The 25,397-nt window shown below is 65.3% G+C and carries 27 protein-coding genes; 6 read left to right on the top strand and 21 right to left on the bottom strand.

Features of this window, described 5'->3' with window-relative positions; genetic code table 11:
- Window positions 1-50: 50 nt before the first annotated feature.
- The 4 genes from Q1M04_RS00430 to Q1M04_RS00415 form a co-directional block, all read right to left on the bottom strand.
- The gene (locus Q1M04_RS00430) at window positions 51-245 is read right to left on the bottom strand and encodes a helix-turn-helix transcriptional regulator (RefSeq protein ID WP_297996670.1); all 195 of its coding nucleotides are present in this window, start codon (window positions 243-245) and stop codon (window positions 51-53) included.
- On the bottom strand, window positions 242-697 hold the full coding sequence (locus Q1M04_RS00425; RefSeq protein ID WP_297996672.1) for a hypothetical protein: 456 nt from the start codon (window positions 695-697) through the stop codon (window positions 242-244). The genes Q1M04_RS00430 and Q1M04_RS00425 overlap by 4 nt, the downstream gene beginning before the upstream one ends.
- Before the next feature lie 96 nt (window positions 698-793).
- Entirely contained in the window at window positions 794-958 is a 165-nt protein-coding gene (locus Q1M04_RS00420) for a DUF6440 family protein (RefSeq protein WP_297996674.1), read from the bottom strand.
- 294 nt (window positions 959-1,252) lie between these two features.
- Window positions 1,253-1,966, bottom strand: a complete 714-nt coding sequence (locus tag Q1M04_RS00415; RefSeq protein WP_295755528.1) for a ClpP family protease — start codon at window positions 1,964-1,966, stop codon at window positions 1,253-1,255.
- Window positions 1,967-2,148: 182 nt separating this feature from the next.
- On the opposite strand from Q1M04_RS00415, the gene Q1M04_RS00410 reads away from it, so the two are divergent.
- The 4 genes from Q1M04_RS00410 to proC all read left to right on the top strand — a co-directional run bounded on the left by Q1M04_RS00410 (window position 2,149) and on the right by proC (window position 5,351).
- The gene (locus Q1M04_RS00410) at window positions 2,149-2,361 is read left to right on the top strand and encodes a hypothetical protein (protein ID WP_297294094.1); all 213 of its coding nucleotides are present in this window, start codon (window positions 2,149-2,151) and stop codon (window positions 2,359-2,361) included.
- 118 nt (window positions 2,362-2,479) lie between these two features.
- Entirely contained in the window at window positions 2,480-3,292 is an 813-nt protein-coding gene (proB, locus tag Q1M04_RS00405) for a glutamate 5-kinase (RefSeq protein WP_297996677.1), read from the top strand.
- A complete protein-coding gene (locus tag Q1M04_RS00400) occupies window positions 3,289-4,536 on the top strand; it encodes a glutamate-5-semialdehyde dehydrogenase (RefSeq protein ID WP_297996679.1) in 1,248 nt (415 codons plus the stop codon). Before proB ends, Q1M04_RS00400 begins: the two co-directional genes overlap by 4 nt.
- Before the next feature lie 14 nt (window positions 4,537-4,550).
- A complete protein-coding gene (gene proC, locus Q1M04_RS00395) occupies window positions 4,551-5,351 on the top strand; it encodes a pyrroline-5-carboxylate reductase (RefSeq protein WP_297996681.1) in 801 nt (266 codons plus the stop codon).
- A gap of 71 nt (window positions 5,352-5,422) precedes the next feature.
- On the opposite strand, the gene Q1M04_RS00390 is transcribed toward proC, so the two are convergent.
- From Q1M04_RS00390 to Q1M04_RS00315, 16 genes are all read right to left on the bottom strand, one after another.
- Complete coding sequence (locus Q1M04_RS00390; RefSeq protein WP_297996682.1) at window positions 5,423-7,723, bottom strand: polysaccharide pyruvyl transferase family protein; 2,301 nt, start codon at window positions 7,721-7,723, stop codon at window positions 5,423-5,425.
- A 53-nt stretch (window positions 7,724-7,776) separates the two neighbouring features.
- Window positions 7,777-8,286: a deaminase gene (locus Q1M04_RS00385; protein WP_293281265.1), complete on the bottom strand. Its 510-nt coding sequence runs from the start codon at window positions 8,284-8,286 to the stop codon at window positions 7,777-7,779.
- A 110-nt stretch (window positions 8,287-8,396) separates the two neighbouring features.
- Window positions 8,397-9,281, bottom strand: coding sequence for an HAD family hydrolase (locus Q1M04_RS00380; protein WP_297996684.1), 885 nt, complete (start codon window positions 9,279-9,281; stop codon window positions 8,397-8,399).
- A 29-nt stretch (window positions 9,282-9,310) separates the two neighbouring features.
- Window positions 9,311-10,111, bottom strand: coding sequence for a DivIVA domain-containing protein (locus Q1M04_RS00375; protein ID WP_295755545.1), 801 nt, complete (start codon window positions 10,109-10,111; stop codon window positions 9,311-9,313).
- A gap of 52 nt (window positions 10,112-10,163) precedes the next feature.
- The gene (locus Q1M04_RS00370) at window positions 10,164-10,604 is read right to left on the bottom strand and encodes a cell division protein SepF (protein ID WP_293280214.1); all 441 of its coding nucleotides are present in this window, start codon (window positions 10,602-10,604) and stop codon (window positions 10,164-10,166) included.
- A 148-nt stretch (window positions 10,605-10,752) separates the two neighbouring features.
- Window positions 10,753-11,445 carry a YggS family pyridoxal phosphate-dependent enzyme gene (locus tag Q1M04_RS00365; RefSeq protein ID WP_297996687.1) on the bottom strand — a complete coding sequence of 231 codons (693 nt, stop codon included), beginning with the start codon at window positions 11,443-11,445 and terminating at the stop codon, window positions 10,753-10,755.
- 73 nt (window positions 11,446-11,518) lie between these two features.
- A complete protein-coding gene (locus Q1M04_RS00360) occupies window positions 11,519-12,820 on the bottom strand; it encodes an HlyD family efflux transporter periplasmic adaptor subunit (protein WP_297996689.1) in 1,302 nt (433 codons plus the stop codon).
- Between the two features lie 47 nt (window positions 12,821-12,867).
- Window positions 12,868-13,095 (bottom strand): RNA chaperone Hfq, encoded by a 228-nt coding sequence (gene hfq, locus Q1M04_RS00355; RefSeq protein WP_293280208.1) that lies wholly within the window; start codon window positions 13,093-13,095, stop codon window positions 12,868-12,870.
- Window positions 13,096-13,211: 116 nt separating this feature from the next.
- Window positions 13,212-14,156, bottom strand: a complete 945-nt coding sequence (gene miaA / locus Q1M04_RS00350) for a tRNA (adenosine(37)-N6)-dimethylallyltransferase MiaA (protein ID WP_297996691.1) — start codon at window positions 14,154-14,156, stop codon at window positions 13,212-13,214.
- 1 nt (window position 14,157) lies between these two features.
- Window positions 14,158-14,748 carry an NAD(P)H-dependent oxidoreductase gene (locus tag Q1M04_RS00345; RefSeq protein WP_297996693.1) on the bottom strand — a complete coding sequence of 197 codons (591 nt, stop codon included), beginning with the start codon at window positions 14,746-14,748 and terminating at the stop codon, window positions 14,158-14,160.
- 228 nt (window positions 14,749-14,976) lie between these two features.
- Entirely contained in the window at window positions 14,977-16,980 is a 2,004-nt protein-coding gene (gene mutL / locus Q1M04_RS00340; RefSeq protein ID WP_297996695.1) for a DNA mismatch repair endonuclease MutL, read from the bottom strand.
- A gap of 33 nt (window positions 16,981-17,013) precedes the next feature.
- Window positions 17,014-17,925 (bottom strand): AEC family transporter, encoded by a 912-nt coding sequence (locus tag Q1M04_RS00335; protein WP_297996697.1) that lies wholly within the window; start codon window positions 17,923-17,925, stop codon window positions 17,014-17,016.
- A 35-nt stretch (window positions 17,926-17,960) separates the two neighbouring features.
- Window positions 17,961-18,671, bottom strand: coding sequence for a CPBP family intramembrane glutamic endopeptidase (locus Q1M04_RS00330; RefSeq protein ID WP_297996700.1), 711 nt, complete (start codon window positions 18,669-18,671; stop codon window positions 17,961-17,963).
- A 10-nt stretch (window positions 18,672-18,681) separates the two neighbouring features.
- The gene (mutS, locus tag Q1M04_RS00325; RefSeq protein WP_297996702.1) at window positions 18,682-21,282 is read right to left on the bottom strand and encodes a DNA mismatch repair protein MutS; all 2,601 of its coding nucleotides are present in this window, start codon (window positions 21,280-21,282) and stop codon (window positions 18,682-18,684) included.
- Window positions 21,283-21,314: 32 nt separating this feature from the next.
- Window positions 21,315-22,139, bottom strand: a complete 825-nt coding sequence (locus Q1M04_RS00320; RefSeq protein WP_297996704.1) for an MBL fold metallo-hydrolase — start codon at window positions 22,137-22,139, stop codon at window positions 21,315-21,317.
- 359 nt (window positions 22,140-22,498) lie between these two features.
- Window positions 22,499-22,717: a helix-turn-helix domain-containing protein gene (locus Q1M04_RS00315; protein ID WP_293281070.1), complete on the bottom strand. Its 219-nt coding sequence runs from the start codon at window positions 22,715-22,717 to the stop codon at window positions 22,499-22,501.
- Between the two features lie 91 nt (window positions 22,718-22,808).
- Here Q1M04_RS00315 and Q1M04_RS00310 point away from each other — a divergent pair, with 91 nt between their 5' ends.
- Entirely contained in the window at window positions 22,809-23,066 is a 258-nt protein-coding gene (locus Q1M04_RS00310) for a hypothetical protein (RefSeq protein WP_297996706.1), read from the top strand.
- On the opposite strand, the gene miaB is transcribed toward Q1M04_RS00310, so the two are convergent.
- Window positions 23,063-24,475 (bottom strand): tRNA (N6-isopentenyl adenosine(37)-C2)-methylthiotransferase MiaB, encoded by a 1,413-nt coding sequence (gene miaB / locus Q1M04_RS00305; protein ID WP_297996708.1) that lies wholly within the window; start codon window positions 24,473-24,475, stop codon window positions 23,063-23,065. The two genes, Q1M04_RS00310 and miaB, sit on opposite strands and share 4 nt — an antisense overlap.
- Window positions 24,476-25,146: 671 nt before the next feature.
- On the opposite strand from miaB, the gene Q1M04_RS00300 reads away from it, so the two are divergent.
- Window positions 25,147-25,397 (top strand): hypothetical protein (locus tag Q1M04_RS00300; protein ID WP_300446106.1); only part of this gene is annotated, 251 nt, incomplete at its 3' end.

The raw sequence follows: 25,397 nt of genomic DNA, 5'->3' as shown, positions 1-25,397 counted from the left end.
AACGCTTATTTGTAAGAAACAGGGAGGGCCCGCGGGCTCTCCCTGCTTGCTTATTCTTCCCAAAAGAGCTGGTCCAGGGTCTTGCCCAGCGCGCGGCAGATGGCGGCGCAGAGCTTGATGGTGGGATTGTAGTCCCCCTTTTCAATGGCGTTGATGGTCTGGCGGGAGACCCCCACCGCGTCCGCCAGCTGCTGCTGGCTCAGATCCAGGGCGGCCCGGGCGGCTTTCATACGGAGGTTTTTCATTCCGCCTCCTCGTCCCGGGGGCGGAGGAGATAGTTGACGATGTACACAATGAGAATCACCAGGACCGCCGCCCCTATGATGGGATTCACCGCCCGGAAGGTCAGCACGCCGTTTTCCGTCAGGCCGGGGGAAATGTGGTACATGACGCCAAGGCCCAGGTTGACGGCGGACAGCAATGCGAAAAAGGTCATGACGGTCCGGGGCTTCTCACGGAGGCTGAGGTAGGCGTCCTTCAAAATGCAGGTGACGGCGAAGACGCAGAGGGCCAGGGCGATGCAAAGGGTTACCCCCGTCAGCACGTCGCACCACCGGCCCAGGAGCACGTCGGAGACGCCGTAGGCATAGGCGGCAATGAGCAGGGTGAAAAAGCCGTATTGGAACGCCTTGCCCCGGGCCCGCTCCTGCCGCTCGTCGAAGTGCATATCCAGAACCTTCTTCTTAAATAGGAACATTATAAAAGCAATCCCGGCGAGGAGGCCCGCCATAAGGCCAACGAAAACTCCGGCATGGTGGAGATCCATAAAAGTCCGTCCTTTCTTCCTTTCGGGTTATTTGCTGGCAATAACCGGCTTGCCGTCGGGGCCCAGCAGAGGCGTGAAGCCCGCCGCGCTGCCGTTTCGGTGGAATACGTAGTGGACGCCGGTTTCCGTGTCTGTCCAGATTTCCATGACATCAACGGCTCCTTGGGTATATACTTTCTGAAAGCGATTCATAAAGCTCCTCCTTATTCCGTGTTGGTAAGGCCAGTATATAGCTAACCCGACTATTTGTCAAGTATATTTTACTAAAAGAACAATAAAATTTCCGCGCGGCTGGAAACCGGCGCGGAGCGGGGGAAGGGCGGACACGCAGGTCCGCCCCTGCGCGGTGTTCGATTGATAGAGGGGGAAACGGGCCGCCCAGGGGGGCGGCCCCTGCGGTTTCGTCCATCGGCAGAACGCCGCGCACGGGCCGCCGCCTTCGGCGGCCCGTGTTTCCGGGAATGCCATGCCTAGGGGGGGCAGGGGTTATTTCTTCTTCCGCTTTTTCTTTCCTTCGTCAATCTCCCCATAGAGCCATTGGAGCCCGTCGGAGAGGCCGCCGATTTCGTCGATAAGGCCCAGGCGCACCGCCTCCTCGCCGTAGACGACGCTTCCAACGTCCGCGGCCATGTCGTCCTTTTTCAGCATCAGGTCCTGGAAGTCCCCGGCGGAGATGTGGCTGTGTCCGGCGACGAAGGCCACGATCCGGTCCTGGAGCCGCTGGAAGTAGCTGTAGGTCTGGGGGGCGGCGATGACGGTGCCGCTCATGCGGACGGGGTGGATGGTCATGGCGGCGGAGGGCACGGCGAAGCTCCGCCTTGCGGCCACCGCCAGGGGCACGCCGATGGAGTGGCTGCCCCCCAGGACGATGGAGACGGTGGGCTTGGTCATGCCGGCGATGAGCTCCGCGATGGCAAGGCCCGCCTCCACGTCTCCGCCCACGGTGTTGAGGAGGAAGAGGACCCCCGCGATTTCGCTGGACTCCTCCAGCTTGGCGAGGAGGGGGAGGACGTGCTCGTACTTGGTGGTTTTGGCCCGGTCGTCGGCGGCCATGTGGCCCTCAATTTGGCCGATGATGGTGAGGCAGTAGAGATTGCCGTGGGGCGTGGCCGTCATGGCGGAACCGAAGTCCAGAATGGACTGGACGGCCTCCTTCTGTGTATCGTTCTCCGGTTCGGTGGGCTTGGTGGGTTTGGTCATAGTCAGCAACCTTCCTTTCGTAAGGGTAGCTTTTGCGGTTTTTCGGAAATTACCCGCGCCCGGCGGAATCTTACAGCATTGTAAGATACGGCGGGAAAATGTAAGGAAGATCGATGGCAGCGCCGGCGGCGGTTTGCTATACTGGCATCAGTTCCAAGAGAACAGAAACGGAGGAGAAAATGATGAAAAATACGATGAAGGATATGATGAAGGGAATCGCGCTTGGGATTTTGCTGGTGGCGGCGGTCATCGCGGGGCAGACGGCCCTGACCGGCGCGGTGGGCTTCCACACCGCGGAGCTGGCCGGGGGAACGGCTCTGGCTTTCCTGTTTTATTACACCATCTTCCGGATGTGCCGGAAGCGGCGGGAAGCAAGCGCGAAGAAGAACGGATAACAAAAACCGGCGGACCGTATGGCTCCGCCGGTTTCCTGCGTACTCCGGGCTTTCCTTTTTCGCTCTGGCGTGCTATACTGGGGGAAAATCAGGCCCGTGGGGCGGGAGGCGGTCTTTTATGAACGAGCAGAAATGGCGGGTGGTGGTCAAGGTGGGCACCTCCACCCTGACCCACAGCTCCGGCAGTCTGGACCTTCGGAGCATGGAGCGGCTGGTCCGGGTATTGGCGGATCTCAGCGGCGGGGGGCATGAGGTGATTCTGGTGACCTCCGGGGCCATCGCCGTGGGCACGGCCCGGATGGGCCTGGACGAGCGGCCCAGGGCCCTGCGGATGAAGCAGGCCGCCGCCGCCGTGGGCCAGTGCCGGATGATGCACATTTACGACAAGCTTTTCTCCGAGTACAACTGCACCGTGGCCCAGATTCTCCTCACCGGGGAGGACGTGGAGGACCCGGTGCGGGCGGAGCACCTGAAAAACACCTTTGCCAGCCTCCTGGAGCTGGGCATTATCCCGGTGGTGAACGAGAACGACTCCGTATCCTCCGCCGAGATTGAGACGGGGCACCACAAGGTGCTGGGGGACAACGACACCCTTTCCGCCATTGTGGCGGAGCTCTGCGGGGCGGAGCTGCTGGTGCTCCTCAGCGACATCGACGGGCTCTATGACGCCGACCCCAAGCGGGACCCGGGGGCGAGGCTCCTCCACCGTGTGGAGGCGCTGACGCCGGAAATTCTGGAGATGGCCGGCGGCGCGGGCACCTGGCGGGGCACCGGCGGCATGACCACCAAGCTCTCCGCCGCGAAAATCGCCATGGAGGCCGGGTGTGACATGGTGATTACCAACGGCCAAAGGCCGGAGGATTTGTACGGCATTGTGGAAGGGCAGGACATCGGGACGCGGTTTGCCGCGGGAAAGGGAGGCGCGCAATGACGGCATTGCAGGAACAGGGGCGGCGGGCCAAGGCCGCGTCCTATACGTTGGCCACCGCCGGGACGGCCAGGAAAAACGCCGCCCTGGAGGCCATCGCGGAGACGTTGGCAAAGCGGTCGGCGGAGTGGCTGGCGGCCAACGGGGAGGACATCGCCGCCGCCAGGGAGGCGGGGATGCGCCCGGCCATGCTGGACCGGCTGACCCTGACGGAGGAACGGATTTCCGGCATCGTGGAGGCCGTGCGGCAGGTCACCGCCCTGCCGGACCCCATCGGAAAAGTGGATAAGATGGAGACCCGGCCCAACGGCCTTATCATCGGGCGGCGGCGGGTGCCCCTGGGGGTGGTGGCCATCATCTTCGAGGCCCGGCCCAACGTCACCGTGGACGCGGCGGCGCTGTGCCTGAAATCCGGCAACGTCTGCATCCTCCGGGGCGGGAAGGAGGCCATCCGCTCCAACCGGAAGGCGGCGGAGCTGATGCGCGCGGCGCTGAAAAGCGCGGGACTGCCGGAGGACTGCGTGTCCCTGGTCCAGGACACCAGCCATGAGACGGCCAACGAGCTGATGCACCTGGACGGGTACGTGGACGTGCTGGTTCCCCGGGGCGGCGCGGGGCTTATCCGGGCGGTTGCCAAAGAGGCCGGCGTCCCGGTGATTCGGACGGGAGAAGGGGTCTGCCATATCTACGTGGACAGCGAGGCGGACCTGGACATGGGGGCGGAGATTCTCTATAACGCCAAGTGCTCCCGGCCCTCGGTCTGCAACGCGGTGGAATGCCTGCTGGTCCAGGCGGACGTTGCGGAGGCGTTTTTGAAAAAGGCTGTGCCCCTGCTGGACCGGAACCGGGTGGAGCTCCGCTGTGACGAAAGAGCCCTGGCGGTTCTGGGGGACCGGGCCGTCCCGGCGGCGGACAGCGACTGGGACGCGGAGTATGACGACTACATCCTGGCCGTGCGGACGGTGAAGGACATGGAGGAGGCCGTGGAGTTTATCAACGCCCACGGCACGGGGCACTCGGAGGCCATCATTACCACCAACTACTTCAAGGCCCAGCGCTTCCTGGACATGGTGGATGCGGCGGCGGTGTACGTCAACGCCTCCACCCGCTTCACCGACGGCGGGGAGTTCGGCCTGGGGGCGGAAATCGGCATCTCCACTCAGAAGATGCACGCCCGGGGCCCCATGGGGCTGGAGGAATTGACCAGCTGCAAGTACGTGATTTACGGCCAGGGGCAGGTCCGGTAAAGGAGGGGAAGGCTATGCGATTCGGATTCATCGGCACGGGAAACATGGGCGGGGCCCTGGCCCGGGCGGCCCGGCGGAAGCTGGCGGGGGAAGACCTCCTCCTGGCCAACCGGACGGAGGCCAAGGCGGCGGCCCTGGCAAAGGAGCTGGGGGCCCCGCTGTCCAACAATCGGACCATCGCGGGGAACGCGGATTACATCTTCCTGGGGGTCAAGCCCCAGGTGATGGGGGAGCTGCTGGCGGAAATCGGCCCGGAGCTGGGGGCCCGGAAGGACCGCTTTGTCCTGGTTACCATGGCGGCGGGTCTGACCATCGCCGGTATTCAGAGCATGGCGGGAGGGGATTACCCCGTCCTCCGCGTCATGCCCAACACCCCCTGCTCCATCGGGGAGGGGATGATTCTCTACACGCCCGGCCCCGGCGTGACGGCGGCGGAGACGGACTCCTTTCTGGAGGCCATGGCCGGGGCGGGGCGGTTCGCCCTCGTTCCGGAGGGGCTGATGGACGCGGGGTCCGCCGTGGCGGGCTGCGGCCCGGCCTTCGTGGATCTCTTTGTAGAGGCCCTGGCGGACGGCGGCGTGGCCTGCGGCCTGCCCCGGGCCCAGGCCCAGGCGTTCGCGGCCCAGATGGTCCTGGGCTCCGCCCGGCTGATTCTGGAGAGCGGGAAGCACCCGGGAGCGTTGAAGGACGCGGTCTGCTCCCCCGGCGGCACCACCATCCAGGGCGTGCGGAAGCTGGAGGAAGCGGGCTTCCGGGGGGCGGTGATGGACGCGGTCATTGCCGCCTTTGAGAAAAACGGGACGCTGAAATGCTGAAAATAAAGAAAGCCCCCCTTGAAGGGGGGCTTTCTTTATCTGCCTTGCGGCGTTTCTTTCCAAGGAAGCGCTTATTCCCGCTTCAAGACCTTTTTCACCCGCGCCTTCATCTCCGGCGAAAGAACCTTCCCCGCCGCCCGGACGGGCAGGGGAGGCAGAGCGCAGAATTTCCGGACCACCTGGTCGAAGGGCTCCAGGGCGTAGGCGGCAAAGAAGGCCGGGCGGTCCGCCGGCCGGGCGGTGGGGGAGGCCAGCCGGGGGTTTCCCGCGATGGCCCGCTCCACGGGGAAGGGGCGGCGGACCAGGGGGAGCTGGTCGAAGACATGGCTGGCGTGGGGGGTGTTCACCAGCAGGAGGCTGACCCCCTTTTGCTGCTGCTCGGGCAGCTCGTCGGGCCGGAGGCCCCACAGGTCCCCCAGGGTGAAGTCCCCGGGCCGGTTCAAACTGGCGTAGGGACAGCGGTAGCAGCAAGGCCGCAGGAACAGCGCCCGGCCAAAGGCCCGGCCGTATTCCGTCTCAAAGAGGGGGTGGGTGTCCACGGTGCCGTCGTCGTATACGGCGGTGAAGTGGCTGTTTTTCCAGCCCTCCACCTTGTTGCGAAAGCGCACCGTCTGAAGCTCCCGGCCCCGCTTGCGCTCGATATACCGGGCCATGTCCTCCCACACGCCGGGGGAGGGCACGCCGTGGCAGACCAAATCGCAGGTGGTCAGGTTCTCCGGGCGGGTCCCCAGATAGCGGTACAGCCCGTCCACCTGGCAGGGGGTGCCGGAGAAGAGGACCTGCCGGGATTCCAGGCACTTCTTCACCTCCCGGAAGACGCCCTCCAAATCACTCTGGACGTACTTGGCCCCCCGGAGGCGCCACAGGTCCTCCTTGCGGAAGCAGGCGATGTGCCGCAGGTGCTGCCTGGCGTCCAGGGCCGCGCCGAAGACCACGCCTCCGCCTTCCAGCACATAGTCCGCCAGGGCGGAGAAGGCCCCGCCGGAGGTGGAGTCCCGCCGGACGTCCGCCTCCTTGTTCCAGGCGGCGAAGGCGGCGGGCAGGGGCTTGGTCTCCCGCGGCCGGAGGGCGGGGCAGGTGCTTGTGCAGATTCCGCAATGGACGCACGTTTCCGGGTCCACCGCTGGAAAGGCGAAGCCCTCCCCGTCCCGGACCAGGGCAATCGCGTCCCTGGGGCAGACGGCGGCGCAGGCGGAGCAGCCCGTGCAGCAGGTCCGGTCCGCCAGCAGGGGACCGGCTTCCCTGGCGGGGGCCTCTTTGCCCTTCTCCCAGGGCTCGTCCGCCAGGGCGGCTTTCAAATAGGCCATGGCCCCCGCCCGGGCGGCGGAGAGCCGTTCCCCCGCGCCGGCCCAGTCGGGAACGTCCAAAAGCGTCGCGGCGTCCCCCTTGCCCACCACCCGGTCCGTAAGCCCCAGGCGGCTTAAGAGGCTGAAGGTCCGGGAACGCTCCGGGTCCTGAAGCTCCGCCGGGGCCACGGCGGTGAAGAAGGGCCGCTGGAACTGGACGGAGAACACCGTCCCGTGGAAGGAGTTGGTGCAGACGTAGGCGGCGTGTTGGAACAGGCTCAAAAACTCCGCCGGGCCCGCGTCAAAAATCAGCTTCGCCTTGGGGTGGAGCTTCCGCCGGGTGCCGCAGAGCTGGACCACCGGCAGTCCGGTCTCCTCCGCCAGGCGGCGGATATAGGGCTCCAGGGCCCCGGAGCGGGAAATGCAGTAGCAGAGGATATAGTCTCCCGCCACCGTCCGCTCCGCCGCCAGGGCGGACCACTCCGCCGCCGATGGCAGCAGCGTGGGGTCCAGCACCACCTCCGCCTCCCGGCCTGCGGCCTCCCGGACGATGTCCCGGCCGGAGCTCTCCCGGACGGAGAGGTGGGAAAAGCACGCGAGATACCCGTTCAGCTCCTCCTCCATGCCCTCGGGCAGGTGCCCGACGCCGAAGGAGGGGGCGTAGGCGATCTTCCGCAGGGGGGAGAAGGCGCCGAAGAAGACGGGGTCGAAGCGCCCGTCGGGGAAGATGGTGGGATTCCAGATTTGGTCGCTTCCGGCGATCAAAAGATCAAAGGGCAGCCTGGCCCTCTCCAGCTCCTCCCGGCTTTCATAGCGGCGGGCCGTCCGGTTCAGGTTCGCCCGGGAGAAATCCTCAAACCGCTGCCAGCGCCGCTTCAGGGCGGGGTAGTGCAGGGTGTTGTAGGCGTCGTTCGCCGCCCGGGCGGGCGTGGTGGGGGGCTTGAGGATGCGGATGTCCTGACCCACAAAATAGTCAATGGTCTCGCACTCCCAGCCCAGGGTGGCCAGGGCCCGCTGGGTGGCGGCGGCCTGAAGGATGGCCCCGTAGTGGTGCAGGTGATAGAAGGTGACAAGTCCCGCTTTCAAACGCAATCCTTCCTTTCCGGCGGCAGAAGTTCCATGCCGCCGCTCCGGCTTGGTCAAGGGTCGGTGGGAGCCGGGGGCTGTTTCTCTCCGAGAAACAGCAGGTCGTCCCCGGCAATCCAGTCCGCGACGGGGATGACCTCAAATTCCGTCTCCGTCCGGCGGATGACCACCCGCTCCAGCCCGGCGTTGATGATGAGGCGGCGGCACATGGAGCAGGAGGTGGCGTCCCCCAGCAGCTCCCCGGTCTGGGCGTCCCGTCCCGCCAGGTAGAGGGTGCCCCCCACGCAATCCTTCCGGGCGGCGGAGATGATGGCGTTGGCCTCGGCGTGGACGCTGCGGCAGAGCTCATAGCGCTCTCCCCGGGGGACCTGAAGGGCCTCCCGGGAGCAAAAGCCCAGGTCCACGCAGTTGGCCCGGCCCCGGGGGGCCCCGTTGTATCCGGTGGAAATGATCTCGTCGTTTTTCACGATGATGGCCCCGTAGACCCGCCGCAGGCAGGTGGCCCGCTCCAGGACCGTCTGGGCGATGTCCAGGTAGTAGTTTTCCTTGCTGATGCGGCTCATAGGCGCCCCCCTCTTTTGGATGTCCCATTGTACCATGAGGGAAGGGGATTTGCAAGACCTTGCGCCGGGAAGGAAAAAAGCGGGGCCGCCAAAGGACGGTCCCGCGGTGCTTACGGATTGGAAAACAGCTCCACCTGGTCCGGCAGCACATCCTCCCCCAGGTGCCGGAGCTGGCGGAGATTCTCCTCCCACAGCCGATCGGCGATGGCCATTTTGCGGATGATGTTTTGCGCCGTCTCCTCCAGGGCCCGGCCCTCCCGGTAGTCCGCCGGGAAGATGAAGTCCACCCGCTTTTTCGCCAGCAGCTCTTCCACGCCGGTGCGGTTGGCGTCCTGGTACACGGCGATGGCCTGGCCGCCGTAGGCCCGCATCATCTTCATGCAGGGCACGTCGGAAAGGCCGTCCCCCATGTAAATCATGTTGGGGAAGGGAATCCGCTTGCTGTCGTCGGGCATGGAGTCGTTGAGGGTCTTGTCGTCGGAGACGTCCAGGACCCCCTTGTTAATCCGGTAGACAAACTGGGTCTTGGCGGTGAAGTTCACCGCCAGCTTGGGCCAGACGGGCCGTCCCGTCTCGTCGTAATAAAACTCGCTGGCGTAAATCTCCTTGAATTCATGGCTGATGGAAGACCCCTCGATGATCTCCCGGAGGCCGGAGGAGATGACATAGTGCTCCACCCGGACGCCCTGGGCCTCGCCGAAGGCGTTGATGCGGGAAAACCAGCTCTCCACGCCGGGGAAAAGCTCGATTTGGCGGCCCTTCTCCACCAGGTCCTCCCTGGTGAAGGGCAGCTTCTTCCGCTCCGCCTCCCGGAGCATGATGTACATATAGGCGAGAATTCCGTCTATCCGGTTCCGCCGGCCAAACCCGTTGGCCTCCGCCCAGAACTCCGCCGGGGTCATCCCCAGGCTGGGGATAAAGGCGTAGTTCTGCATGTCCGTGGTGCACAGGGTCTTGTCGAAGTCGTACAAAAACGCGATGATAGGCCTGGTCATAGCCGCTCCTCCTTTCCTTAAGAGGGCGGTCAGTCCGACTCGCTGCGGTAATTGGGGCCGAATTTCAGCTCGTTGATGTTCACCCGCCGGGTGGCGCTCAGGTCCTCCGCCGGGGACTGGGCTTCCTCCGCCGCCGCCAGGGTGTCCAGCAGCTTCTCCGCCGTGGGCGCCTGCCCGGGGACCTTCGGCCCGGCCACCAGGGTGCGGAAGACCTCCTCCACAGGCTCGGACGCCGTCTTCGGCCTGCTCTCCGCCTGGGGGGCGGAGGGGGCCTTGGGGGCGGGCTCCGGCGCGGCGGGGGCGGGGGCGGGCTCCCCCGCGGAGAGGATCTTTTCCCCAATCTCCTCCGCGGCGGCGCTTACCGGCTCGCTCTCCTCCAGGGGCATGGCGGGGAATTCCTCCAGGAAGCGAAGCTCCTTCTCGCACAGCGCCCGGCTTTCCGCCACGAAGCGCTGAATCTCATCCTGCCCCTGCTGGAGGCGCTTGGCGCACTGCTCCGCCTCCCTGCGGTAGCCGTCCAGTTTCTCCCGGGCGGCGGCCTCCGCCTGCTGGAGGATGCCGTCCCGCTTCTCCTCCGCCTCCTTGATGATGGAGTCCGCCATCCGCTGGGCCGTGAGCAGCGTGGCCCGCATGGAGTCCTCCGTGGCCCGGTACTCCTCCACCTTTTCCACCAGGACCTTCATCTTGGCCTTGAGAGAGGCGTTTTCCTTGTAGAGGGACGTGTAGTCGTCGGTGAGCTCGTCCAGAAACTCGTCCACCATGGTCATGTTGTAGCCGCCCATCATCGTCTTGGTGAAAGAGCGGGCGGAAACCTCCTGCGGTGTCAGCATAGTCGCAAATCCTCCCCAGCGCGCAAGTCAATATGGTCTACAATATGGTCTATCAGAAATAAAGCCCGTTGTTTTCCAGCTCGTCGATCAGATCTCCCTCGATGTCCACATGGTAGGGGGTGATGATGTACGTGTTGGCGGCCACCTTTTTGATTTTGCCCTCTCCGGCGTAGGCCACGCCGGACAAAAAGTCGATGAGCCGCCGGGCCACGTCCTTGTTGGTGGATTCCAGGTTCAGAACCACCGTCCGCTTGTCCTTCAGCTGGTCGGCGATTTCCGAGGCGTTTTCAAAGCGCTCCGGCTTCACCAGCACCACCTTCAGCTGGGTGGTGGCGTGGATGTTCACCACCTTGTTCCGGCGGTCGTCGTAGCGGGAGGAGCGGCGCTCCTCGAACACGTCCCGCTCCTGGGCCTCGTCCTCAAATTCGGCGGAATCGTCGTCTTCATCCTCATAGGGGTGGGTCAGCTTTTTTATCTCGTCCAGGATACTCATGGATGTACCTCCCGTTCGTGCCGCTCTCGAATGTCCCATTCGGAAACAGCCTGTTTGATTTGAGCCGTTCTGCCCGCCGGGGGGCGGATGCAGAACATGGCATATATTACTTCCTCACGTTCCGTTCGGGCGTAATATTCCGCTTGTGTCATGTGTAATGGCGGCTCCCGAAAATGGCGGTGCCCACCCGGACCATGGTGGCCCCGGCGCGGACGGCGTCCTCATAGTCGCCGCTCATGCCCATAGACAGAACCTGAAGACTATTATGGTACAATTTCTCGTTCATGTCAAGGAAGAGCGCCCGAACTTTGTCAAAATATTGAAGATTTTCCTCCCGCTCCGCGTCCGCCGGGGGAATGGCCATCAGTCCCAGCACCCGCAGATGCTCCTTTTCCAGGGCCGCACCGGCCCCGGAGAGAAGCGCCGCCGGGACAAAGCCGCTCTTGGCCTCCTCCCCGGCGATGTTGACCTCCAGCAGGATGTCCTGGACGGTATCCAGCCGGGCGGCGGCCTTTTCAAGTTCCTCCAGCAGTTCCAGGGAGCCCACGGACTGGATCAGCGCCGCCTTTCCCACCACCTGCTTCACCTTGTTTCGCTGGAGGTGGCCGATGAAGTGCAGCGGCGCGCCGTCGTAGGCCCTTTCCGCCAGCTTGGCGGCCATCTCCTGGACCCGGTTCTCCCCCAGGGCGTCGATCCCGGCGGCAACGGCCGCCCGGCAGGCGGCGGCGTCGTTCATCTTGCTGGCCCCCACCAGGGTGATTTCCTCGGGCCTCCGGCCCGCCTCCGCGGCGGCGGCGGCGATGTTCGCCCGGACGCGGGCGATGTTTTCCGCAATTGACATGAATGCATCCCTCTTTCTTGATGATGCCGCGCCCGGCGCCGGACGGGGCTTTTTACTAGTTTGGGGCGCCTGTTCAGGTAAGCACCTTTCCGTCGAACAGGCCCCGGGCGGAGACGATCACCTGCTCCCCCGGGCGGATGATCCGCTTGGCGTCCTTTTCCACGCTCTGGTCCAGCTCCGGCGCGGGGGCCACCAGGATGAAGCTCTCCCCGCTGTGGACCACCTCCACCGGCTTAAACCGGGCTTCCCGGCCCACCAGGCAGTAGACGCCGGCGCGATCCTCCGTGACGGTTTTCCCGTTCTCGTCCAGATAGGCCCGCTCTGCCCGGAGGCTCTCCCGGGGAATCCGGATGCCGGAGACAACGCCGGTGATGATCTGGGCCCGCTGCTGGCGCAGCAGCGTCAGATCCCGGAGATAGGCCGTCCCCCGGAACACCGCCACCACCCGGCCGTCCTCCCGGGGGCCGATGGATTCCAGCACCGCCGGCAAATCCCGGTCCACGCCCTTGGAGAAGCGGAGGCACAGCGTTCCCCCGCTCTCCGCCTGCAAGCTCTGAAGGGCCGCGGCCTCCTCGAAGGGCAAAACGGCGGCATAGCGCCACTCGTCTCCCAGCACCAGCTTTCCCGTCCGGGAGACCGCCGCCGGGTCCGCCGGGTTCGCCGTCAGGGCCGCCAGGCCGGAGGGGGTCAGGCCGTCCAGCGCCTCCGGGGTCAGCACGGTTTCGTAGCCGTCCACCTCGGCGGAGTACAGCCCCGCCTCCGGGGCGGTGACGCGCCGGACGGTTCCCTCGGCCTGGGACCGGAGGGTCAAAAGCTGCGCCCCCAGCTCCTGGAGCTGGAGGGCCGCGTCCTCGCCGCCCGCGTCGCTGTAGTCCCGCTTGAGCACCAGGGCCCGGAGCTCCAGGACGACGCTCTCCGCGTCATAGAGCCTGTCCGCCGCCAGGAGGCGGCGGTATTCCAGCAGGTTCTGGGCAATCTGGGCGTCCAGCTTCCGGGTGGTCTCCGCCGCCAGGGCCAGGTTCTGGGCGTATTGGAGCTGCTCCACCCGGCTTTCCAGGCTGTCGATCTCCGCCTGGCGGTCCAGGGAGGCCTGGTCCGCGTAGACCGAGGCCACGGTTCCCCCGGCGGCCACACGCTCTCCCTCCGCCCGCTGAATCCGGAGGAGGCCGCCGCCCTCGTCAGGCAGCACCCGCTCCTCCCGGACCACGTAGCCCGTCATGTCCACGGCCTGCTCCACCTCATAGCGGTAGGCCAGGATTATCCCCAGGGGGTCGTCCAGGTATTGAAACGCCTGAATGCCGAAGTAGCCCGCCACTCCCAGGAAGAGGGCGGCCATCAGTAATTTGGTTCCAATGCCGCTTTTTTTCTTTTTCATAGCGCTTTTATGTAGCCTTCCTCATTTCGGTCCCGGGGGACGGGCGCTCATTCCTCCCCGGCCAGGGAGACCGTCCGGGTGGGGGCGATGGTGGAGATGGCGTGCTTGTAGATCACCTGCTGGCGGCCCTCGCTGTCCAGAATGACCACGAAGGAGTCAAAGCCGGTGATGGTTCCCCGCATCTGAAAGCCGTTCATCAAAAACATGGTGACCGGCACCCGGTCCCGCTTGGCCCGGAGAAGGAAGAGGTCCTGTAGGTTCTGTTTGCTTTGCATATCGTCCGCTCCTTTTTCTTTTGTCCGCGCGCCCCGGGGGGCGCTGTTGGTTGGTTCAGCGAAACGAAGGACCTCGGCTTCCCCGAGGGGGTCCGGGCGAATCGTTTTGCCAATTTCTAGGATACCCCCGCGGCGGTGAGAATTTCCGTCGAAACCTGTAGGGCCCGGGCAAAATCCCGGTCTTTTTCCCAGAAGATCCAGTGAATGGCCGGATTCCGCCGCAGCCAGGTCAGCTGCCGCTTGGCGTACTGCCGGGAGCGGAGCTTTACCTCCGCCAGGGCCTCCGCCTCCGTGGCCGTCCCCTCCAGGACTCCCAGGAACTCCTTGTATCCAATGGCTTGGAGGGCCGTGGCGTTTCGGGGAAGCCCCCGGCTTAAAAGGGCCCGGACCTCCTCCAGCAGCCCCGCCTCCGCCATGCGGTCCACCCGGCGGTCGATGAGGGCCTTCATGTCCGCCCGGTCGGCGAACTGGAGGCCGATCCACACCGCGCCGTACCGGGGGGGCAGGGCCTTCGTCTCCTCGTTGTGGGCGGTGATGGTTTTCCCGGTCTCCCGGTAGACCTCCAGGGCCCGCAGAATCCGTTTTTCGTCCGCCGGGTGGAGCCGCTCCGCCGATTCCGGGTCCGCCCGCCGCAGCTCTTCCAGCAGCGGCTCGATGCCCTCCGCCGCCAGCCGCTCTTCCAGCTCCCGCCGCACGGCCCCTCCGGCGCAGCCTGCCGCGAAGCCGTGGCCCTTTACCACCGCGTCAATCCAAAGGCCGGTGCCCCCCACTAAAATGGGCAGCTTCCCCCGGGCCAGGATGCCGTCGATGATGGGGACGGCCTCCTGGGCGTAGCGGGCGGCGGACCACTGCTCCGCCGGGTCGCTTACCGCGATCATGTGGTGGGGCACGCCGTCCATCTCTTCTTCCGTGGGGGCGGCGGTGCCGATGGTCATGCCCCGATAGATCTGCATGGAGTCGGCGGAGACCACCTCGCCGCCGAATTTCTTGGCCAGCAGGACGCCCAGGGTGGTTTTCCCGCAGGCGGTGGGGCCCACGACGCAGACGATCTTCGGCGCCATCTCAGAAGCTCCGGCCCAGGGCCCGGGCCTGTTCACAGGCGGCCTCCAAAAGCTCCGGGGCCTTGGCGGGGTCCACGTCCAGCCCTCCGGCGAAGACGTAGTCAAACCGGGGGACGCCGAACATTTTGGAAAGCTGCTTCCAGTAGAGGACCCCCAGGCTCTCGGGCCGCTCAAAGTCCCCGCTGGTGGTGAGATAAGCCAGCCGGTCCGCCCGGCAGTCCCCGTGGCAGCCGCCGGCTTCATAGTGATAGCAAAGGCCGTTGGCGGAAATATGCTCGATGTAGATCCGCATCACCGCCGGGAAGCTCATGTCCCAGAAGGGCGCGGCGGCGGCGATTTTGTCCGCCGCCTGGAACTGCCGGGCCAGGCCGAACACCGGCGCGCCGAAGGCCCCGGCGGAGGCCAGCTCGTCCCGCCGGTTCAGGGCGGCGGGAAGGAAGGGCTTGAAATCCAGCGCTTCCAGGGTCACGGTTTCCACCTCCGCCCCGGGGTGGGATTCCCGGAAGGCGGAGAGAAAGGCCTCCGCCAGGGCGCGGGTCCGGGACGCCGGCCCCCGCTGGCTGATACAGCCGTCAATGAATAAAAGCTTCATGTCATTCCTCGTCTGGTATCGTTGTAAGAATGGGCTTGCCCTCCCGGGGTCCAGGGGCACTCCCCTGGTTTTCCGCTCTTGGCGGAAAATAAATTTGAATCATTTTCCTGACGACATGCGCGTCAGGAAAATACCAAGACTCCAGCCGCCTTGGGCGGCGTCTCCAGCGACCGGCGTCACTGGAGACGGGGGATTCTCAAGGGGGAGCCCGCTCCCCCTTGAAGCGGGCTACGCCCGCCCAAACATTTTCTCCAGTTCATATTTCGTCAGCTTCACCGCCACAGGCCGCCCGTGGGGGCAGTAGCGGACCTCGCCGCTCTGGACTTTGTCAACCAGGGCCCGGAGCTCCTCCGGGCCGCTTTTCCAGCCGCCCTTGATAGCGGCCTTGCAGGCCATGGTGTGAAGGAGGCTTTCCCGCCGCTCCGCCGGGGAGCGCCCGGAGCGGAGCTTCCCGGCGATTTCCTCCAAAGTGGCGGTCACGTCCTCCGCGTCCAGGTCCGCCGGAATCTCCCGCACCAGCACGGCCCCGCCGCCGAAGTCCTCGCAGGAAAAGCCCAGCTCCTCCAAAAGGGGCAGGTGCTCCAGCAGCAGCGCCCCGTCCTCCCGGCCCAGCTCCACGGCGGCGGGGGTCAGCAGGGCTTGGCGCATGGGGGGCTCCAGGGCGGCTTTCAGGCGGTCGAAGTTCACCCGCTCGTGGGCGGCGTGCTTGTCCACCAGCCAGACCTCCCCCGCCTCGCTCTCGCAGACGATGTAGGTCCGCAGCAGCTCCCCGGCAATCCGCCAGGGGGCCTCGCCGGGGGGCTCCAGGGTTTCCTGCCCCGGCAGCTCCGCCTGGGGAATGGCGGGGACGAAGGGCCGCGGTTCCGGCGAAACCGGCTCCCTTGGAAGAGCGGGCTCCGCCAAAGCTTTCGGCTCCGCCGGGGGGGCGGGAGGCGCCGGCGCCCGCTCCGCCTTTAGCCCCAGGACCGAGGACGGCGCGTCCTGCCGCAGGGGCGGGAAGGCCCCGCTCCGCCCCAGGGCCGGGCGGGGAGAGGGCGTTTTGGGCAGCGGCGGCGCGCTGTCCGACAGCCGGGGGCCGGTCCGCTCCGTGTCCCAGGCGGGAAGGGGCGCGGCGGGCCTGGGGGCCGGGGCGGCGGGCTTCGCCCCCTGTTCCCGGTAGGCTTTCGCGTCCATGGACTGGAAGAAGTCCCCCCGGGGATTCACGGTTTTCTCCGGGTCCGCCGGGGCGGCGGGAACCGGCCCTCCCTGCGCCGCCAGGGCGTCCAGCACGGTGTGGTAGACCGCGTTGAAAACGGCCTGCTCCTGGGCGAATTTTATTTGGGTCTTGGCGGGGTGGACGTTCACGTCCACCGCCGTCACCGGCAGGGTCACCGCCAGCACGCAGCCGGGGAAGCGGCCCTTCATGATTTGGTTCCGGTAGCCCTCTTCCAAAGCGGCGGTCAGAAGCTGGGACTTGATGAACCGCCCGTTGACAAAAAAGACCTGCATCCCCCGGGAGCCCCGGCCCTGGAGGGGCCGGGTGATGAAGCCCGACACCGCCGCGCCGCCTCCGCCCCCCTTCACGGGGAGGAGGCTCCGGGCGAACTCCCGGCCCAGGGCGGCGTAAATAGCGGAGTCCAGCCGCCCGTCTCCGGGGGTGTGGAGGGCCTCCGTGCCGTCCTTAATGAATTTAAAGGACACGTCCGGATGGGACAGGGCCAGGTGCTGCATTAAACCGCCGGCCGCCGCCGTTTCGGCGCTGTCCTTTTTCATGAATTTCAGCCTGGCAGGGGTGTTGTAGAAGAGGTCCCGGACCAGGATGGTGGTGCCCTCCGGAGCTCCGGCCTCCTCCACCGCGCCGGGGACGCCCCCCTCCAGGCGCAGCGCAGCGCCGGTGGGGTCCTCCCGCCGCCGGGTTTGAATCTCCACCCGGCTGACGGCGGAGATGGCCGCCAGGGCCTCCCCCCGGAAGCCCAGGGTGCCGATTTTTCCCAGGTCCTCGGGGCCCCGCAGCTTGGACGTGGCGTGGCGCAAAAAGGCGGTGGGCAGCTCCGCCGGGGCGATGCCGCAGCCGTTGTCCGTCACCCGGATGAGGCCCATGCCGCCCCGGCGGAGCTCCACCACCACGGCGGAGCTATGGGCGTCCAGGGCGTTTTCCACCAGCTCCTTCACCACGCTGGCGGGGCGCTCCACCACCTCCCCGGCGGCGATGAGGTCCGCCACATGAGGGGGCAGCTGCTGAATGCTGGGCATAGGGTTTCCTCCTTTCCGGGGCCCGGCGGGCCGTTAAAACAAAAGCGCCGCGATGATGGGAATGGTGACGATGGAGGCCAGGGTGGAGACGAAGGTGATCTGGGCCATGCACTCCGCATCCCCGCCGTACTCCATGCAAAGAAGCGAGCCGTTCACCGCCGCGGGCATGGCCATTTGGATGACGGCCACCCCCAGGATGAGGGGGTCCGTCCCCATCCACCGGAGGAGGAAGCACAGCGCGCCGGGCAGGGCCAGCAGCCGCACCGCCGTCAAAATCCACAGCCGGGGGGAGGCCAGCATCCGCCCCAGGGGAATCCCCGCCAGCAAAGAGCCCACAAACAGCAGCGACAGCGGCACCGTCACATTCCCCACAAACTCCAAGGCTTCCCCAATCATGGCCGGGGGCCGCAGCCGCCCCAGGGCCAGAATCAGGGCCAGCAGGGCGGACACCACGCAGGGGGAGAACATCTGCCGGAGGCTGAACCGCTTGGCCCCGGTGAGCATCAGCGGCCCCAGGGTAAAGGTCATCAGGTTGAAGGGCAGGACCAGAATCACGGCGTAAAACAGGGCCTCCGCCCCAAAGAGGGCGGCTATCACCGGGTAGCCGATAAAGGCCACATTGGGAAAGGCCAGGGTGTACCGCCAGACCCCCTTCTGCCCCGGCGTGCCCCCCAGCAGGGGCGGAACCGCCAGGACAAAGGCAGATTCCAGCAGGTAGAACACCGCCGCCACCCCCAGGGTTCCCAGCACCACCGCGGGCTCCGGCAGGGCTTCCCCCGTGCACACGGAGCCCAGAATCATGCAGGGCAGGGTGATGTCCAGCAGCAGCTTGGAGATGTGCTTGTCCGTCTGGCCGCCCAGGATTCCCAGGCGGTTTGCCAGAAAGCCCGCGGCGATGGCGAACAGCAGCACCAGCATCTCCGCGAAGGTATCCAGAAAACTCATAGCAAAACTTCTTTCCCGGGCGCGCGTGCCCCGCGTTATAAGGACCCCGCCAGGGCCGACAAGGCGTTCACCCCGGCGTGGAGGCCGATGGAGGCCCAGAGGGTCCCGGAGTGCTCATAGGCCCAGGCCAGCACCAGGCCGGGGATGAGATACTGGACCATAGCCAGGAAGTAGGCCGGGTCCCGGTTCGCCAGGGCGAACTGCCACACATGGACCAGGGCGAAGAGGGCGCAGCTTGCGGCATAGGCCAAAAGGCGGCTCTTTTCCTTCAGCCCCCCGAAGACCAGGCCCCGGAACAGCGTCTCCTCCACAAAGGGGGCCAGGAAGACGACAATCAGCAGCGTCATGCGGGGGGCGCTTCCCGTCCGGGCGGAGATGACCGCGTCGTTCAAATTCCCGGAGCGGTCCACGAATACGCTCCCCAGCCGGGCCGCCAGCTCGCTGAGGCCGTAATAGGCCACAATGCCCACCCCCGCCGTCTTGAGGGCCCGGGCGGGCTCGTCCAAAAAGCGGCGGGTGGAGGTTCCCAGCAGGCGGTGGAAGAGGATGGCCGTCACGGCGAAGAGGCCGTAGTAATAGACCGCGCCGTACAGCTCCCCGGAAATCCGCCGCCCCAGAAGCTCCCCCGCCAAATGCCGGGCGGGCCCCGCCATAAGCGGGAGGAGGAGCAGGTAAAACACAAAGAAGATGCCGCCCCCGAACCGCTCCAGGTTCGTCAGCCCCGGGGAGGGTCGTTTCTTAGCCATAGCCGCCCCTTTACGTCAGTTTTTGTTTCAGCTCATACAAGAGGCTCATGGCCTCGATGGGGGTCAGCGTGTCCGGCTGGCAGCGGCGCAGGGCGTCCAGCACCTCCCCCTCCCCCAGGGAGCCCAGGGAGACCTGTTCCGCCTCCCGCCGGGGGGCGGGGGGCCTGCCCCCGGTTTCCAGCTCCTCCAGCACCTGCCGGGCCCGCTGAAGCACCTTCTCCGGCAGGCCCGCCAGCTTGGCCACCTCGATGCCGTAGCTCCGGTCCGCCCCGCCGGGGAGGATTTTGCGCAGGAAGATGATCTCCTCCCCCCGGGCCTTCACGGCGAGATGGAAGTTCGCCGCGCCGGGCAGGGAGTTTTCCAGCTCCGTCAGCTCGTGGTAGTGGGTGGCAAAGAGGGTCTTGGCCCCCAGGGTCTTGGGATTCGCGCAGTGCTCCAGCACCGCCCGGGCGATGCTCATGCCGTCGAAGGTGGAGGTGCCCCGGCCAATCTCGTCCAGAATCAGCAAAGAGCGCTTGGTGGCGCGGCGGAGGATGTCCGCCACCTCCGTCATCTCCACCATGAAGGTGGACTGCCCGGCGGAGAGGTCGTCGCTGGCCCCCACCCGGGTGAAGATCCGGTCCACCACGCCGATGCGGGCGTGGGACGCGGGGACGAAGCTGCCCATTTGGGCCATGAGCACAATCAGGGCCGTCTGGCGCATGTAGGTGGATTTGCCCGCCATGTTGGGGCCGGTGAGGATGGCCACCCGGTTCTCCTTCTCCCCCAGGAACGTGTCGTTTGGGACAAAGAGGCTGTCCTTCAGCATCCGCTCCACCACAGGGTGGCGGCCCTCCCGGATTTCAATCACCCCGGACTCGTCCACGTCCGGGCGGCAGTAGCTGTTCCGCACCGCCACGGCGGCGAGGGACGCCAGCGCGTCCGCCTCCGCCACGGCCCCGGCGGTTTTTAAAACCCGGCCGGAGGCGGCGGAAATCTCCTGGCGGAGCGCGGTAAACAGCTCGTACTCCAGGGCCACCACCCGGTCCGAGGCGGTGAGGATGGAGTTTTCCAGTTCCTTGAGCTCCTGGGTAATGTACCGCTCCGCCCCCGCCAGGGTCTGCTTGCGGATATAAGTCTCGGGCACCTCGCCCTTATAGCTGTTGGAGACTTCGATGGTGTAGCCGAAGACCTTGTTGTACTTGATTTTTAAGGTCCGGATGCCGGTGCGCTCCCGCTCCCGGGCCTCCATCTCGGGGATGACCCCCTTGCCGCTTTTTAAAATATGCCGCAGGCGGTCGACTTCCGGGTGGAAGCCGTCCCGGATCAAATCCCCCTCCCGGACGGAGAAGGGAGGCTCGTCGCAGATGGTCTCGGCGATGCGCCGCCCCAGGTCCTCCAGGGCGTCCAGCTCCTCTGAAAGCTGGCGGAGGCGGCGGTCGGAAAAGGCGGCGAGGCGGCTTTTAATCTCCGGCAGCTTCCCGATGGCGGAGCGGAGGGAGGCCAAATCCCGCCCTCCGGCGGAGCCGTAGACAATGCGGCCGATGAGCCGCTCCATGTCCCCCAGGCCCGAGAGGGCGGCGATCAGCTCCTCCCGGGCGATGGTGTCCCCCACCAGGGCCGCCACGGCCCCGCTGCGCCGGGTGATAGCGGTGACGTTCAAGAGGGGCCGCTCCAGCCAGCTGCGGAGGCACCGGCCCCCCATGGAGGTCTGGGTCCGGTCCAGCACCCAGAGAAGGCTCCCCTTCTTCTCCTTGCCCCGCATGGTGGCGGTCAGCTCCAGATTCCGCCGGGCAGTCAGGTCCAGCTCCATAAAGAGGCCCTGCTCATAGTAGTCTAAGTCGTTGATGTAGGAAAGGTCCGTCTTCTGCGTCTCGTATAAGTAGCTCAGCAAGCCCCCCAGGGCCATGGCGGCGGCGGGCACGGCGGCGGGAAGCCGGTTCCAGGCCTCCTCGCCGAACTGCCTGCGGATATTCCGCTCCGCCTCTGGCAATAGGAAGCGCCGCTCCCCGGCGCGCTCCACCCGGCAGCGGAATTTCTCCCGGAGGGCCGCCACCAGGGCCGTCTCGGCATAGGCCCCGTCGTTTACCACCGCCTCGGCGGGGGAGAAGCGGCCCAGCTCGTTGATAATATGCTCCGCCCGGTCCTTCCCGGTGAAGGAGGTGAGGTGGGCCCGGCCGGTGGTAATGTCGCAAAAGGCGATTCCGGCGGACCGGGCGTCGGCGTAGACGGCGCAGAGGAAGTTGCTGGCCTTCTCGTCCAGGCAGCCGGCGTCGGTAACCGTCCCCGGGGTGACCACCCGGATGATGTCCCGCTTCACCAGCCCCTTGGCGGCGGCGGGGTCCTCCATCTGCTCGCAGATGGCCACCTTGTAGCCCTTGGCGATGAGCCGGGCAATGTAGCTCTCGCTGGCGTGATAGGGGATGCCGCACATGGGCACCTGCTCTTCGGCGGGCTTTAAGTGCTTACCCTTGTCCCGGCTGGTAAGGGTCAGGTCCAGCTCTCGGGAGGCCAGCTTCGCGTCGTCGGCGAACATCTCATAGAAGTCGCCCAGGCGGAAGAACAAAATGGAATCCGGGTTCTGCTTTTTAATTTCCAGGTACTGCTTCATCATGGGGGTCAGCTCTGCCATGGGATTCCTCTCTTTTCTCTAAAAACTCCTGCTCACAGCTCCGCCGAGGCGCCGCAGTCCATGGGCCGCAGCCGGTCCCCCAGCGCTTCTTTGAGCCGCCCATAGGCCCAGTCCCCGGTGCAGTGGCCGGTGTAGTAAATCGTACTTCCCTGGCGCAGCTGCTCCGCCGTGGCGCGGAGCAGCGCCTCCGCCTCCGGCGCGCCGGGGGCCAGCTCGAAGAGGTGGAAGCCGCCGAAGACCACGTCGGGCAGGCGGCCCAGATGCCGCTTCGCCGCCCGGAGGATGTTCACGACGCCTGAATGCCCGCACCCGATCAGGAGGGCCGCCCTGCCGTTCTCCTCCGCCAGCAGATGCTGCTCGTGGGCGAAGCCGTCGGGCCGGAAGCCCTCCCCGATCTTCTCCTGGAGCTTGGGGGCCGCGGCCCGGAGGGATTTGTCGTCCTCCACGTCCGAGAACAGGGTCAGCCCGTCCCCCAGGTCCTCCCGGTCCCCGGTGAAGGAGAACCGCTCCGCAAGAGCCCCCGTCTCCGGCAGGCCGATGTAGTTCGGTTCCTGCCCCGGCAAAACGGCGTAATAGGCCCCCAGGGCCTCCCGGCGGAGGTAAATCTTTGCCCTCCGGTTGCACTCGCAAAATGCTGCCAGGCCCCCGCCGTGGTCGGAGTGCCCGTGGGACAGCACGGCGGTATCCACGGCGGCAGGATCGATTCCCAGGGCCCGGGCGTTGCCCAGGAAGGAGGCGTCGGGCCCCATGTCGAAGAGGACCTTGCGCCCCGCCGCTTCTACATAGAGGGAAAGGCCCCGGGCGGCGGCAAGGACGGGACGGCCGGACGTATTTTCCAGCAGGGTGACGATCTTCATGGGAGTACCTCCTGTTTTGTATTCAAGCCGCCCTTGACAGACCGGGCGGGGTCCGCTATAATAAAGGCAGGAGGGCGGTCAGCCGGTGGCAGCCGGTTGGCGGTCAATCGTCTTACAAGTTTATAGCTTGAGAAATTGCCGCTTCTTGCTGTTACTGGGGGGCGGTTATTTCTTTAGGTTATGACCTAATTGGATAGCCGCAATCACGAGCGTAAGTAATGCGATGACTTCCAGCGCGCTCATGGGCCTCACCTCTTTCCGCCTGAAAGAGGATTGACCCCGCCTCTCCTGCCGGTTTCTATTATAGCACATTTGTCAATAACTGCCTGAAAGACCCTGCGCGCGGCGCAGGGTCTTTTTTATTCCTCCGGCTCTTTGGGCCAGTCCCGGCAGACCAGCTCGTCCAGGGAGAGGTTGTAAAAATCCGCCAGGGCAATGAGGGTGGACATTTGTGGTTCCCGCTCCCCACGTTCGTAAGTCTGATAGGCCCGCCAGCTGATACCAATGAAAGGGGCAAGTTCCGTTTGCTTCAGCCCTCGCTCTTTGCGCAATTTTAAAAGATGCTGTGAAAATGTCATATTCTTCTCCTGTACGCCTTGACAGACACAGGTGTGTTTGCTATAATAGTCCTACAAGAACACATTCGCGTCTTTTAGGGGAGGTCACACCATGGACGGCTATCTCGACTGCCTGTATCGTTATATCTTAGATCATCTGCTTCTGGACGTGCGCCTGGACCTCATAGACTACAGCCGCTGGAACAATCGCCGGGATTTCGCCTGGGAGGCCCTGGAGAAAGCCCTGACCCCGGAGCAGCTCCGCCTGGTGGAGGACTACAAGGACGCCTGCTGCGGCCTCCGGGACCTGGAAGACCGGCTTTTGTTCCAGGAGGCCGTCTCCCTGGGCAAGTGGATGGCCCTTTCTTAGACCGGCTCCCCGTACAGCGCCCAGGTGTTGCTCCCGGTGATTTTCACCTCCAGAAACCGCCCGATCAGGGACTTGTCCCCCTTTAACCGCACCAGCCGGTTTCCCTCCGTCCGGGAGGAGAGGGGGTATTCCCCGTCCTCGCTCTCGCCGTCCACCAGGACCCGGACCGTCCTGCCCGCATATCTGGCGTGAATCTCCGCCGAGCGGGCGTTCTGGACCTCCAGCAGCTTGTCGAACCACTTTTGCTTCTCCTCTCGTGAGGCCGGGTCCGGCAGCGCCGCCGCCTTGGTGCCGGGACGGGGGGAGTAGAGAAATGTGAAGAGGGCGTCAAAGCCCACCTCCTCCACCAAAGACACGGTGTCCATGGCCTCCGCCTCCGTCTCCCCGGGGAAGCCGATGATCACGTCGCTGGTCAAAACCAGCCCCGGCATGACGGACCGGGCGCGGCGGATCAGCTCCAGGTACTTCTCCCGGGTGTAGCGCCGGTTCATCTCCCCCAGCACCCGGTCGTTTCCGGACTGGAAGGGCAGGTGGAGCTGCTTGGCAACGTGACGGCACTTCGCCATCACGTCGAAGAGCCGGGGGGTGGCGTCCTTGGGGTGGCTGGACATGAAGCGGACCCAGTAGTCCCCGGGGATTTGGTCGATGTCCTCCAGAAGGTCCGGGAAATGATACCCGGTATCCAGGTCATTGCCGTAGGAGTTCACGTTCTGGCCCAGCAGGGTGATGTCCTTATACCCGGCCTCCACCAGCTCCCGGACCTCCGCCAGCACGGCGGAGGGCTCCCGGCTCCGCTCCCGGCCCCGGACGTAGGGCACGATGCAGTAGGAACAGAAGTTGTTGCACCCGTACATGATGGAAACCCAGGCCTTCACCCCCCGTTCCCGGACCACCGGCAGGCCCTCGGCGATGCAGCCGTGCTCCTCGGCGGTGGAGAAGACCCGCTTCCGGGTTTCGTAAACCTGCCATAAAAGCTCCGGGAAGCGCCACAGGGCCTGGGGCCCGAAGACCAAATCCACATGGCGGTAGGATTCCTTTACCCGCTTCGCCACCCGCTCTTCCTGGGCCATGCAGCCGCAGAGGATGATCACCTGCTCCGGGTTCTCCTTCTTGGAGTGGGTCAGGATGCCAAGGTTCCCGAAGACCCGCTGCTCCGCGTGCTCCCGGACGGCGCAGGTGTTCAGCAGGGCCAGGTCCGCCTCTCCGGGGGCCTCCGTAAAGGCAAAGCCCATGGCTTCCAGCATGCCCATGATCCGCTGTCCGTCCGCCACGTTCTGCTGGCAGCCGAAGGTCTCCACACAGGCCCTGGGATGGGCCCCCCGGGCGGCGAACATGGCCTTTATCTTCTCCTGAAAGCCCCGCTGGCGGGCGATTTCCCCCTCCGGGACCACGATTTCCTCTCGCTTCAAAACGCTTCCTCCATCCGTACCGGTGATATTTAAAATTCAACAGCGTTATCATACCATGAAAGCCGGGAAAGCACAAGGCGGAATCCCGCTCCCGGCCCGGGGGTTTTGTGATTTTCGCCGGAGGTAATCGGTTTACCTTTGGCGAAAACGTAAAATCTCACAAAAGGCCTTGACAGCCGTTCAAAATTATTGTATATTTTAGCTACAGAAAGAGGTGAGTCCAGTGTACTAGTCCGACACGAAAACCCACGTCTTCCAAGCGCCGTTCGAAAAGCCCCAGCGCATACCCGGCGACAGCGTGATCTCAGGCAATTCCCAAAGACGAAACACCCCTCATTATGATGAGCCAGCGGGACCAACAGGTCGGCGCGAGAAACTGTTTTATGGATTGGAAACCCCACGGATCACCCAAACCCCAGCGAATCCCCCCGAACGGCAGCATTAAGAAAGCACGAGGTACGAAGACCAATGGATAGTCCGATCAATGGTTGAGCCCCCCATTCGCCGAAGGAGCGGATGGGGGGATGTTTTTGCCCGTCTGCCGCCCGTGGGGCGGCTTTTTTGCGCCCCGGGTATTGCCTTTCCGCCCCGAACAAGATATAATTGCTGCCAGGTCCCGCAGGAAGGATTTTCCGGCGGGACAAAACGCAAAGAAGGAGATATCACGAAACATGAAGAGAACACGCATTGCGGCATTCCTGCTGGCCCTGGTGCTGTGCCTGGGGCTTCTGCCCATGACGGCCCTGGCGGAGGAGGACAGCGGAAAATTCGATGTCATCTTTGACGCACACCCCGGAACATTCTCCCCCAACGGGACTACCCTCATGACCGTCCAGACAACCGGGCCCAAGGTGGAGGAGCCCGCCGTAAAGCCCGTATATCCGGGCCACACCTTTGACGGCTGGTTTACTCAAGACGGCAA

Source organism: uncultured Oscillibacter sp. (assembly GCF_950073225.1).
Lineage (GTDB): Bacteria > Bacillota > Clostridia > Oscillospirales > Oscillospiraceae > Oscillibacter.
The sequence above is the reverse complement of the archived record's forward strand: the minus strand, read 5'-3'. Positions and strand labels throughout refer to the sequence as shown.